Annotated in this window: 10 protein-coding genes and 1 tRNA gene; 6 read left to right on the forward strand and 5 right to left on the reverse strand. The window is 59.8% G+C overall.

The window, feature by feature from the left end; all coding sequences use genetic code 11:
• The 3 genes from selA to PSJE_RS02775 all read left to right on the forward strand — a co-directional run bounded on the left by selA (nt 1) and on the right by PSJE_RS02775 (nt 3,450).
• Entirely contained in the window at nt 1-1,431 is a 1,431-nt protein-coding gene (selA, locus tag PSJE_RS02765) for an L-seryl-tRNA(Sec) selenium transferase (protein WP_090455241.1), read from the forward strand.
• Nucleotides 1,428-3,335, forward strand: a complete 1,908-nt coding sequence (gene selB, locus PSJE_RS02770) for a selenocysteine-specific translation elongation factor (RefSeq protein WP_090455239.1) — start codon at nt 1,428-1,430, stop codon at nt 3,333-3,335. The genes selA and selB overlap by 4 nt, the downstream gene beginning before the upstream one ends.
• A 19-nt stretch (nt 3,336-3,354) precedes the next feature.
• Nucleotides 3,355-3,450 (forward strand) — tRNA-Sec (locus PSJE_RS02775).
• A gap of 8 nt (nt 3,451-3,458) precedes the next feature.
• Here the strand turns inward: PSJE_RS02775 and PSJE_RS02780 are convergent.
• A complete protein-coding gene (locus PSJE_RS02780; protein ID WP_090455237.1) occupies nt 3,459-4,787 on the reverse strand; it encodes an OprD family porin in 1,329 nt (442 codons plus the stop codon).
• 263 nt (nt 4,788-5,050) lie between these two features.
• On the opposite strand from PSJE_RS02780, the gene PSJE_RS02785 reads away from it, so the two are divergent.
• Nucleotides 5,051-5,782, forward strand: coding sequence for a hypothetical protein (locus PSJE_RS02785; RefSeq protein ID WP_090455236.1), 732 nt, complete (start codon nt 5,051-5,053; stop codon nt 5,780-5,782).
• A gap of 751 nt (nt 5,783-6,533) precedes the next feature.
• Here the strand turns inward: PSJE_RS02785 and PSJE_RS02790 are convergent.
• Complete coding sequence (locus PSJE_RS02790; protein WP_090455234.1) at nt 6,534-8,024, reverse strand: DUF1254 domain-containing protein; 1,491 nt, start codon at nt 8,022-8,024, stop codon at nt 6,534-6,536.
• A 110-nt stretch (nt 8,025-8,134) separates the two neighbouring features.
• The gene (locus PSJE_RS02795) at nt 8,135-9,202 is read right to left on the reverse strand and encodes an alpha/beta fold hydrolase (protein WP_090455232.1); all 1,068 of its coding nucleotides are present in this window, start codon (nt 9,200-9,202) and stop codon (nt 8,135-8,137) included.
• Nucleotides 9,203-9,490: 288 nt separating this feature from the next.
• Here PSJE_RS02795 and PSJE_RS02800 point away from each other — a divergent pair, with 288 nt between their 5' ends.
• Complete coding sequence (locus PSJE_RS02800) at nt 9,491-10,000, forward strand: cupin domain-containing protein (protein WP_090455230.1); 510 nt, start codon at nt 9,491-9,493, stop codon at nt 9,998-10,000.
• 212 nt (nt 10,001-10,212) lie between these two features.
• Nucleotides 10,213-10,698 carry a hypothetical protein gene (locus PSJE_RS02805; RefSeq protein ID WP_224795384.1) on the forward strand — a complete coding sequence of 162 codons (486 nt, stop codon included), beginning with the start codon at nt 10,213-10,215 and terminating at the stop codon, nt 10,696-10,698.
• A gap of 221 nt (nt 10,699-10,919) precedes the next feature.
• Here the strand turns inward: PSJE_RS02805 and PSJE_RS02810 are convergent, their stop codons facing one another.
• Entirely contained in the window at nt 10,920-11,726 is an 807-nt protein-coding gene (locus PSJE_RS02810; RefSeq protein ID WP_090455228.1) for a creatininase, read from the reverse strand.
• 75 nt (nt 11,727-11,801) lie between these two features.
• Nucleotides 11,802-12,353 (reverse strand): VOC family protein, encoded by a 552-nt coding sequence (locus PSJE_RS02815; RefSeq protein ID WP_057714836.1) that lies wholly within the window; start codon nt 12,351-12,353, stop codon nt 11,802-11,804.
• Nucleotides 12,354-12,390 lie beyond the last annotated feature (37 nt).

The raw sequence follows: 12,390 nt of genomic DNA on the forward strand, positions 1-12,390 counted from the left end.
ATGTCTGCACGCAGTGCCAGCCAACCCTTGCGTCTACCTTCCATCGACAGTTTGTTGCGTCATCCGGCGTGCCGGCCGTTGGCCGAGCGCTATGGACGCGACGCCTTGCTGGGCGCCTTGCGGCTATTGCTGGATGAACTGCGCGAAGGCGTACGGCAGGGTTTGCTCGAACCTGTGGAAGTCAGCGCCGACGTGCTGGCGGGCAGGGTCGGCGAGCGGTTGGCAACCGAACATCGCAGCCATGTGCGTCGAGTGTTCAACCTCACCGGCACGGTCTTGCACACCAATCTCGGCCGGGCGCTGTTGCCCGAGGAAGCGATTGAAGCGGTGCAAATGGCCGCGCGCTATCCGCTCAACCTCGAGTTCGACCTGCGCAGCGGCAAGCGCGGAGATCGCGACGACCTGATCGAAGGCTTGATCCGCGAATTGACCGGCGCCGAAGCGGTGACCGTGGTCAACAACAATGCCGCAGCGGTGCTCTTGACCCTCAACAGCCTGGGCGCACGCAAGGAAGGGATTATTTCCCGGGGCGAACTCATTGAAATCGGCGGTGCCTTCCGCATTCCCGACATCATGGCCCGCGCCGGGGTGAAGCTGGTTGAGGTCGGCACTACCAACCGCACCCATGCCCGCGACTACGAGACTGCCATCGGCCCGCGCAGCGGCTTGATCATGCGCGTGCATGCAAGCAACTACAGCATTCAAGGCTTCACCACGAGTGTGGCGACGGCTGAACTGGCGCAAATTGCCCACCAACATGGACTGCCATTGCTCGAAGATCTCGGCAGCGGCAGTCTGCTGGACTTGACCCGCTGGGGTTTGCCGGCAGAGCCGACGGTGCGCGAGGCCCTGCTCGATGGCGCGGACATCGTCACCTTCAGTGGCGACAAACTGCTCGGCGGACCACAGGCCGGGTTGATTGTCGGCCGCAAGGAATTGATCGCCAGGATCAAGAAAAACCCGCTCAAGCGGGCACTGCGGGTCGACAAAATGACCCTGGCGGCCCTGGAAGCGGTGCTGGGTTTGTACCGAAACCCGGACCGACTGGCCGAGCGTTTGCCGAGCCTGCGCCTGTTGACCCGGCCACAGGCCGAGATTCTCGCCCAGGCCGAGCGTTTGCGGCCGGCGCTTGCCCAAGTGCTGGGTGACGGCTGGAGCGTCAGTGCCATGCCGGCACTGGGCATGATCGGCAGCGGCAGCCAACCGGTGGCGAGGCTGGCCAGCGCAGCGCTGTGTCTGCGCCCGCTGACGTCCAAGCGCTTGCGCGGGCGCTCGCTGTTGACGCTGGAAGAAGCCTTTCGCGACTTGCCGATTGCGGTCCTGGGGCGCATCGACGATGACGCCCTGTGGCTGGACCTGCGGCAACTGGACGACGAGCCGGCATGGCTGGCGCAACTCGAACAATTACACGTGGAGGGCCGGGCAGGGTGATTGTCGGCACCGCAGGGCATATCGACCATGGCAAGACAGCGCTGCTCCAGGCGCTGACCGGTCAGGCGGGTGACCGGCGCCGCGAAGAGCGTGAGCGCGGCATGACCATCGACCTTGGCTACCTGTATGCCGAGCTGGAGGCGGATGCGCAGCTGACCGGGTTCATCGACGTTCCCGGCCATGAGCGCTTCACCCACAACATGCTGGCCGGAGCGCAGGGCATCGATCTGGTGTTGCTGGTGGTGGCCGCCGATGACGGGGTGATGCCGCAGACCCGCGAGCACCTGGCGATTGTCCAGTTGCTGGGCATCCCCCGGGCACTGGTGGCGATCAGTAAGTGCGACCGGGTCGACAGTGCCCGGGTACAGATCGTGCGTGAGCAGGTCCGTACCTTGCTGGCGCCCGGAGCGTATGCCGATGCGCCGCTGATTGCGCTGTCGAGCGTGACCGGCGAGGGCATCGAAACCCTGCGCCAACAATTGCTGCAAGCCCAGCGTGAAGTACAGCAGCGCAGCACTGAAGGCGGTTTTCGCCTGGCGATCGATCGGGCTTTCAGCGTGGCCGGGGCCGGTATCGTGGTGACCGGCACGGCACTGTCCGGCCAGGTCGCGGTGGGCAATACCCTGCTGTTGGGACCACAGGGCAAACCGGTGCGCATTCGCGGCCTGCACGCGCAAAACCAGGCCGCCGACCACGCTTTCGCCGGCCAGCGCGTGGCCTTGAACCTGAGTGCCGAACGGCTGGCTCTGGAACACATCCATCGCGGCCACTGGTTGCTGGCCGAGAGCTTGTACGCGCCTACCCGGCGCCTGGACATCGACATGCAACTGCTGGCCGGCGAACCCCGGGCTTTCGAACACTTTCAACCGGTGCACGTGCACCTCGGCACCCAGGACGTGACCGGGCGCGTCGCCTTGCTGGAAGGCACCAGCCTGGCACCCGGTGGCCGGATGTTTGCGCAACTGCTGCTAAACACAGCGGTGCATGCAGTGAAGGGTGATCCGCTGATCCTGCGTGACCAGAGTGCCCAACGAACGCTGGGCGGCGGCCGGGTGCTCGATCCGTTTGCCCCAGATCGGCAACGCCGCAGCCCCGAACGTCTGGCTCAACTGGGTGCGCTGGCGAACAGTGCCGGGCTGGAAGATGTTTTGCCGGCGTTGCTGGCCCACAGCGACACCGGACTCGATCCGCAGCGTCTGGAGCGGCAGTTCAACCGACCGCGCAGCAGTTGGGTGTTGCCCGCTGACGTGCGCCTGATCGATACCCGTCAAGGCCCATTGCTGTTCAGTGCAAGTCGCTGGGAATCCTTGAAAGCGCCCTTAGTGGATCAGCTCGCGCATTTCCATCAACTCGAACCGGATCAGATGGGGCCGGACCGGGATCGCTTGCGTCGATTCATCGGCAGCTCGCTGGAACGCCCAACGTTTATCAGCCTGCTCGACGAGTTGTTGGCCAGCGGCGACATCGCCAGCAGTGGCCCGTGGTTGCACCTGCCCGAACATCAGGTGCGTTTGAGCGAAGAGGACGAAACCCTGTGGCTACAATTGCAGCCGCTATTCGAACAGGCCGGATTCGACCCGCCCTGGGTGCGCAACCTGGGACATGACGAAGCCAGCGTCCGCGCATTGCTACGCAAGATGACGCGCCTGGGCTTATTGCACCAGGTGGTACGCGACCTGTTTTACACCGACAGCATGATTCGCCGATTGGCGGCTATGCTGTTGCAACTGGCGGACGCCAACCCGGTGATTCAGGTGACGGCGTTTCGTGATGCGGTGGGCCTGGGGCGCAAGCGCAGCATTCAGATACTGGAGTATTTTGACCGTGTCGGCCTGACCCGGCGCTTTGGCGATCGTCGGCAGATTCGCCTGGACAGTGCGCTGGCCCAGCGAAATGAGCTTTGATTCAGAGGCAATCATTCAAGGAAGGCAATCGCGCCCGGTGGCGCGGCCGGGCTTCAAACCCGGTTGGGGACGGCATCCGTTCCCGGGCAGGTTCGACTCCGGCTGCCTTCCGCCACTTTCCGCTCAGAACGGCCCGAAGTTCAACGGGTACTGGATGACCACGTACACCCGGTCGATGTCATCGCCGGCCTGGGCCGCGTTCGCCCGGTGCGACACATGGGACAGTTGCAGCGACAAACCCTTGGCCGCCCCGGACTGCACGACGTAGTGCAGGTCGATGTCGCGCTCCCAGTGTCTGCCCCCGGCACCTTGTTGCGGCACGAAGGTGCCGGTCGCCGGTTCGAACGGGTTGTAGGCCCCGCCTTGTGGTGCATGGGTGCCGTCGATCTGGTCGCCGGTGACGTAGCGGGTCATGAACTTCAGGCCGGGTATCCCGAAGGCAGTCAGGTCCAGGTCATAACGAACCTGCCAGGAGCGTTCGTGGGCGCCGTTGAAGTCGGCGTACTTGATCGAGTTGGCCAGATAGATGGAATCGCCACCGACGAAATCGAATGGCGTATCACCGTCGACTTTCTGGTACGCCAGGGTGAAACCATGGGCGCCCAGCGCGTATTTACCGGACAGGCTGTACGCCGTGTTGTCGATGGCGCCGGCCAGCGCCTGACCAGTGTCCCTGGTGTGATAGAGGTTGGCGTCGAGGAACACCCCGGACTGCTTGAAGTGCAGGTTGCCGTAGTACTGATGCCAGGTGTCGGTCAGATCCGAGGCATACAGGGCGCCGCCAACCGGGCTTTGGGTAAACAGATCAGCGCCGACAAATGAAATGCCGCCGGCCTCGGTATTGGCGCCATAACCGAAAAAGTTGCCCTTGCCTGAAGCACTGTCCTGATTCTTGAATGCCGTGAAGTGACCGGCTTGCAGGTTCATGCCGTCGATTTCGCGGCTGTTGAGCAGAAAACCTGTGGCGTACTCCGGCTGCAGGCGTTTGTCCGCGGTATCGAACACCGGGGATTCGACCTCCATTTCGCCAAACGCCAGGGTGGTGTTCGATGCCTTGAGCTTGATCGCGCCACCACCGCTGGAGTAATTGCTTTCGCTACGACCGTCACTGCCCACGGGCAGCAGACCGGTTCCGGAATGGCCTTTGCCACCGTCGAGTTTCAATCCAGCAAAGGCATGGGCATCGAGACCGAAACCAACTGTGCCCGGCGTGAAACCGGATTCAAAAGCGCTGATAAAACCTTGAGCCCATTCGGCTTTGTAGTTTTTTCCGGTCGGTGAGGGGGATCGATAGTCGCTGTTCAGATAAAAGTTTCGACTGAGCACGCCAAGGGTCGAGCCCTCGAAAAATCCTTCTGCGCCTTGCACCGATTCCTCGGCCGGTGCGTGGTTGGCCAGCAGGCAGAAAAACAGGGCAATAGGCGCCCTGAAGTCTTGCAGGGAAAGGATCATCAATGGGTCACCAAAGGGGCAGGGTTATGCCAGGTTCTGCCTTTGCAATGGCCATGACACTGTCCTTACGGGGGGGAGTGAGGTGGTCATGGTTACGTAGATCGGGTCGGGAATATTGAATCGGTGTGCTGTCTTTGATGCCTGGTGCGCAAAGTGCGCTAGAACCCCAATTGGGCTGTCCATCGGCACGGCCCTGCAAGCCGCCGGCTATCGATTATTCTGGTAATGAGGCAAGCGCTGCCGGCCGAGGAGGGGACGCAATCATGTCTGCACAGGATCGAGAACTGCTGGACCAGGTGCTTGCCGCCCATGGCGGCCTGGTGCGCTGGAACAGTTTCAATAAGGTCTGCGCCACGATCGTCACCGGCGGCTCGCTCTGGGGCATGAAAGGGTTGACCCAGGACAGCGCGCCACGCCAGATGACCGCGTGGTTGCATGAACAAAGAGCCTCGGTGAAACCCTTCGGCGCACCGGAGCAATTCACGGCCTATACGCCGAACCGAATCGCCATCGAGAATACCGCGGGCAAGGTGATTGCCGAGCGCCATGCGCCCCGGGCATCCTTCAAGGGCCATGGGGAACACACGGCGTGGGACCCGTTGCACCGGGCCTACTTCAACGGCTATGCGATGTGGTCCTACCTGACCATGCCCTTCCTGTTCACCTTGCCGGGCGTAACCTGCGAGGAAATCGAGCCACTGCAAGAGGGGGCCGAACTCTGGCGGCATTTGCGGGTGCACTTTCCCGACAGCATCGCAACCCACAGCACCATCCAGGACTTCTATTTCGGCGATGACTTTCTGCTGCGCCGCCACGACTACAACGTCGATGTGAGCGGCGGCATGCCCGCTGCCCAACTGGTTGGTGACTACGTCGAAGCCGACGGATTGCGCATGCCGGGCAAGCGGCAAGCCTATCGACGCAAGATCGATGGGCAGGTCAACAAGGAGGCGTTGCTGGTGTCGATCGACTTGAGTGAGATCCATTACTCGTAGCAAAAGTCGTGTTTTGGCGTATACCGGCGGAGCGCGAAGCCAGCCGTCGTGTCCTGTGGGAGCGAGCTTGCTCGCGATGAGACCGGCACGTCCAACATTGATATCGGCTGACACTCCACCATCGCGAGCAAGCTCGCTCCCACCCTTGTTTTGTGGTGTGACAAGCATTTGTGGGCGCCACTGAAACCTGTGGGAGCGAGCTTGCTCGCGATGAGGCCGGCACGTCCAGCATTGATACCGGCTGACACTCCGCCATCGCGAGCAAGCTCGCTCCCACCTTTGTCTTGTGGTGTGACAAGCATTTGTGGGCGTCACTGAAACCTGTGGGAGCGAGCTTGCTCGCGATAAGGCCGGCACATCCAGCATTGATGCCGGCTGACACTCCGCCATCGCGAGCAAGCTCGCTCCCACCTTTGTCTTGTGGTGTGACAAGCATTTGTGGGCGCCACTGAAACCTGTGGGAGCGAGCTTGCTCGCGATAAGGCCGGCACATCCAGCATTGATGCCGGCTGACACTCCGCCATCGCGAGCAAGCTCGCTCCCACCTTTGTTTTGTGGTGTGACAAGCATTTGTGGGCGCCACTGAAACCTGTGGGAGCGAGCTTGATCGCGATAAGGTCGGCACATCCAGCATTGATGCCGGCTGACACTCCGCCATCGCGAGCAAGCTCGCTCCCACAGGGTTTAGGGGGTTTCCATGCCGCCAAAATGAAATGAGCGCCACCCGGGCGCTCATTTTTTCAGGTCCTGTTCATTTGGTTTTCACCACCGCCGGTGGGGTCCAGTCGCCGTCGAGGACATCGGCTTGCGGCCAGTAGGCGCGGATGTACAGCGAGAATTCGGCACCTTTGGGCGAGGGCAGCCAGTTGCTTTCCTTGTCCTTGCCCGGTGATTCACTTTGCACGTAAATGGTCAGCGAGCCGTCAGGATTGGTTTGCAGGGATTTGTTCTTGGTGCCGATGGAGTAACGCTTGAGCTCATTAGGCGAGAAGAAGTGCTGTTCGTTGTACAGCGTCAGCGACCAGAACCCCCTGACTGGCGGCAGCTTGCCTTTGGCGAACGTGACGCTGTAGCCGTACCGGCCGTTGAGGCGCAGGCCGTTCTCATCCAGGTCCTGGTAGAAGTACTTGGTCTCTTTCTGCTGGTTCACGAATATGTTCGAACGCGCGACGGCGGTACGGGTGAAATAGTCGGTGCCGAACGCTGCACCGTTGCTCACGGTGCTCCAGTGATTGGGCAATTGCAGACCGTAGTTGCGGAACTGCAACAGCGGGTCGATCACTTCGCTGTCGGCCTTTTTCGCCTCGTCGATCATCGCAGCGCGAAGTTGCGGGTCGGCCTTGGCGATGGCCGCGAGGGCGGCCATTTGCGCGTAGCGGGCTTCTTCCCCCGGCAATGGCTTGGCGTCCTTGAGCAGGACCGGCAGTTCATCGAAGAACTTCTCCGGCACCACCCACCTGGTTTCGGCATTGCCTTCAGAAGCCTGGGCCGGGAATTTCGGCAGCTTGGCCCAGTTGCGCTTCTTCATCTTGCCGTCGTATTGCGACAGCGGGTACATGTCGATGCCCGACAAAGCCGGCTGCACGGCCTGACGATCGGCGGCGGTGTCGTCCTGGAATACCCGTGGGATCACGAACCCGGTGTTCGTACGCGCCCGGTACACCCGCTTGATGCCGGGCGGTACCTTGCCGTTCCAGTCCGGGCCGACCAACAGGTAGAAACCCGGTTGGGTGTTATACATTTTGCCCATCTCGGCGAAGCTGTCCGAACGCAGGTCCACCACCTGATACACCCAGAATCGGCCGTCGAAGTCCGGCACTTGCAGCACCACCGGCTCAATGTCCAGGGCGATGCTGCCGGCGCCGTACACCACGTCCTGGTTCGGACAGGCCACCAGCCGCTCGGCCGGGTCGATGTAGTCGCTGAGCATCGACAGCCGATTGATCGGGGCCACGGGTACGATGCCGCCCATCAAGCCGGGTTCCGGCAAGTTCTTGAAGGCCTGGCGACGATTGAAGATGTTGGCCATCGGCCAGGCCCAGAAATACGCCTCGCGCGCCATCATGCGCACATACGGTTCGGTTACTTTGGTGCCGGCGACAGGGCCTGAGACAGGGCTGGCGACCGGAGCGGCAACAGTGGCTTGCGCTGCGTAACCCGGTGTACTCAACAGGCCTACGGCTGTGACCGTACTGGCGAAAGTCAAGGCGAGGAGGGCATGACACCGGGGTAAACGATTCATGAAGCGTCCTTACTTGTCGGCAGTCACCGAATGCAGGTGATTCGCTCTCAAGATAGCTCATCCTTTACCCCAGTGCAGTTCAGCGCAGGCGCGAGGGCCTCAGATCGACCTCAAAGATGATCGGCATCAATCACCGCCTTGGCGAACGCCTGCGGATCTTCCTGCGGCAGATTGTGGCCGATGCCACCATTGATCAACCGGAACTCGTATTTGCCGGTGAAGCGCTTGGCATAGTCTTCAGGCGCCGGGTGCGGTGCGCCGTTGGCATCGCCTTCAAGGGTGATGGTCGGCACGCTGATGGACGGCGCCGTGGCCAGTTTCTGCTCCAACGCTTCGTATCGACTTTCGCCCTGGACCAGGCCCAGGCGCCAGCGGTAGTTGAACACAGTGATGTCGACATGGTCGGGGTTGTCCAGCGCCTTGGCGCTGCGGTCGAAGGTGGCGTCATCGAACGCCCATTTCGGCGAGGCCAGTTGCCAGATCAGCTTGGCGAAGTCATGGGTGTTCTTCTCGTAACCGGCGCGACCACGGTCAGTGGCGAAGTAGAACTGATACCACCACTGCAATTCCGCCTTGGGCGGCAGCGGGTTCTTGCCGGCCGCCTGGTTGCCGATCAGATAACCGCTGACCGAAACCAGCGCCTTGACCCGTTCCGGCCACAGTGCCGAGACAATGCCGGCCGAACGCGCACCCCAGTCGTAGCCACCGAGCACCGCTTGCTTGATCTTCAGGGCATCCATGAAGTCGATGACATCACTGGCCAGTGCAGCCGGTTGGCCATTGCGCAGGGTTTTGTCGGACAGGAAATGCGTATCACCATAACCCCGGGCATAGGGCATCAGCACCCGATAACCCTTGGCGGCCAGCAACGGCGCAACCTCATCATAGCTATGAATGTCGTACGGCCAGCCGTGCAGCAGGATCACCACCGGCCCGTTGGCCGGGCCTGTTTCTGCGTACGCCACGTCCAGCAGCCCGGCGTTGACATGCTTGAGCGGGCCGAAGGGCGAGGGCGCCGCCTGGGTGGTACCGGCAGGGGCCACGGCTGGCTGCGCGGTGGCGGCCGTTTGCGCGTGAGCCGCACCGAGCACGCCGAACAGCGTCAGCGCGAGGATCGAAGGGCCGACCAGGTGGCGGCGAGTCTTGCCGGATTTGCTGTTGCGCAGTGCCATCTTCATGGGATGTCTCCATTACCAGCCGTGGGTCAGGGGTTCCGTCCGAACCCCTTCAAACCTTGCCTGCATTTGAGCGCGGCAACGTATCTGGCCTGTGTCCAATTGCAGGACGGATGAAAGTCTGTGTATCGAGGTGTCACGCCGATACACTGTAATACACAACAGGCCAGACACTGGAGGGGGCAGGATCCGTATGAAGGCTAACTCGACTAAAGCACTATTTAGTCGAGTTATGTTGGCAAATGCTTCGATTATGCTAATAAAGTTGCGATTTAAAGACAGGGAGACAAAATGAATCCAAGTACCACGAAAATTGCAGATCTGATCAAGTCCCTGGAGCTTGAGCCCCATATCGAAGGTGGTTTCTTTCGCAGAACCTACCAGTCGGACGACCAGAACATGATTCTGACGTCCGCTGGCCAACGGCATTGCATGACGTCGATTTTCTATCTGCTGACCCAGGACGCTCCAATAGGTCATTTCCATCTGAACCGGTCAGACATCGTTCATTACTATCATCTGGGCGATCCGATTCAGTACACGCTGATTTTTCCGGACGGCACATTGAAAACCATTGTGATGGGTCAAGACGTTCTCGCCGGACAATGCTTGCAACTGCATGTGCCCGGTGGCATCTGGAAAGCTTCGCAGGTGATGCACGGCGCAGCAGGATTCGGCTTGATCAGTGAAGCGGTTACGCCAGGCTTTGATTTCGCGGATATGGAAATGGGTGACCGGCAAAAGCTCGGTCAGCAGTTTCCTGAGCATTGGGCATTGATCGAAAGGCTGACGCGAGGATGAGGGGGTTCCTTGCTTCAAGATCTGTGTGAGTCTGGGCCAATCTGGCTATATCGTATTACGTGTAATGTATATTATGTTAAACTACAGGTCATGTCATAGATGTTCATGAGCTGCCTAAGCCACTGATTCGACAAACCTGCTTCTGACGTCCACGCTCTCAACGGGCCATGTACTTCGTGTTCATGGTGAGACATTGAATGAGGTGGCTGTCGATGAAGCTGATTCAGTGCCGTTACTCTTCCGGTCAGCGTGTACCGCTGCTCGTGCAGACCGGAGATGCGGCGCCATTGCCCATGCTTGTCCCGTTCATCTACGTTCAACTCAAGCTCAGATACCGCGCTTACAACACTGCGGCGGCACATCTGCGCGCGATCCAGGCTTTCTATACCTATGCCAATACCAGAGATCTGGATATCGATGAGGCCATCTTGGCCTGCAACTTTGAGGCGATTTTGGCTTTGCTGGATGGTTACGCCATCTGGCTCCAAAGCGGCCGTCACGCCGATAATCTGATCGCCCGAATCGGCACAGCTGCGACGGCACCTTTTCCGCAGATCGATCCGCGTACTCGTGACCAGTACCTACGATTGCTGAAGCAATACTTGTCCTGGTGTGTCACCCGTTACATCCCGCTTGCTCGTCAAAACTCAACCTCCCTAGCAAACATCGAGGCTGTATTTGCAGACGTTGCCGAATAGCGGCTGCATTCGCGAGCATCTTCATCACTTATCAGCTATTTGAGGTTCCTTGGTCCTGCCTGCGTGGCCTTATCGGCGTTGAAACCGTGGAAGTATTCCAAGCCGTCCATAAGCCAGAAAAGGCCGACTCTCGCGACCAGTCGCGCTGGAGCCTTTCCAAAAACCTGGCTCTTGAACAATCAATTGCAAGGCCGTACCCGTCAGTTGATTTCTCGATTGCATCAAGGTGTCGCGACATTGAAAGTCGCCTGGCCCTGAATCGAATCAAGCCCGAACTCGAATCGTACCGCCTTGGCGATTCCACTGATCACATCATCCACCAGCCACCGTCCTTTGTCCGCGCTTGAGTCCAGCGCAGACGACAGTACCCCACTGGCTGGCACCCATTCAGTCCGCGCGGGGTACATGTCGTAAACCGGGAACTGCGCCGGTCCGTGATCAGGAATTTGGTCAAGGAATACCAACTGCGGGTAGTAATGCAGCATCATCGATGTTTCGATGACCGCTGCATGTTCCAGCGCAATCCCCGGAAAACCGTCCGGAAAGATTCTGTCGAGCGTCTGTGATTTCACGAACTCCCAGTGTTCGAGGCGCATGACCTCCAGTCCGGCATTCGGACCGATATCGCGCATGGCCAGTTCAATACCCTCAGTGACAAACCACTGGTTTTCGTAATGACCGATCACCAGCACCAGGCGCGTCACGCCATGACGATGAAACTCGCGTACGGCATCCCTTACCATGGCGATCAGCGTGGCCCCATCCACGCTGGTTGTTCCGCAGAAGTGCTGCCCTCCTCCACATTTCGGCTGAGATTTATAGCCGTAGGAAAGCGCTGGGGCGACGATGCCGTCGATTTCCCTGGCGACATCTTCACTGATCGCACTGGCCAGCAAAGCATCGGTGCCCAAAGGCAAATGAGGCCCGTGCTGTTCGGTCGCACCGATAGGCAGGAAGACCACCGAGCCCGATTGCACGCGGTGCTCATAGTCGACCCAACTGATGTTATCCATCCTTACGTTGTTCATGGCTGCACTCCCATTTCGATTGGTCATAGCGAACGCCCCGGCACCAGATCGGCGCCAAGACGTTTGCGCGTTGTCTTACGCTTGCGCCGGGTACCACGCTTCGGGCTCCGGGTAGTCCCAGTCCGAAGGAAATGCATAGGTTTCAAATACGGTGGTGGTATCGGCCTCGGTGCCGAAGAACGCGAAATGATTCACTCCCATCCATGACCCGGACTGCACGCATTTGAAGCCGCGTCGCGTCAGCTCCGTAATGCGATCCTCAAACGGAATGTTGTTGCAGTCGTAGGCAACGTGCTGGATGCCTTCGCCATGTTTCTCCAGGAAGTCGGCAAAGATGGTCGGACCGGAGACCGGCTCCATCAACTCCCAGACCATGTTGCCGGACTGTGCGAAGCAGACTTTAAGAACAAACTCGGCCGGTTCGCCATGGTAAGTCTGGTTTTCAGTGTTTTCCGGGCTGAAGGTGTACACCCGCCACGGGCCGATCCCCAGCTTGAGCAAGCCATCCATTGTGCGCTTGTGATCACGCGTAACGATCGCAATCTCCACAACATTACCCAGGAATGCATCGACCTCGGTTCCAGCATTCAATGCTTTCAGCACATTAGTTTGTTCAAGATGGGACATACGCAGTTTCCTTTTTAATCGTTTAATGATTGAACAC

It is taken from the genome of Pseudomonas jessenii, from assembly GCF_002236115.1.
GTDB classification, from domain to species: Bacteria; Pseudomonadota; Gammaproteobacteria; order Pseudomonadales; family Pseudomonadaceae; genus Aquipseudomonas; species Aquipseudomonas jessenii.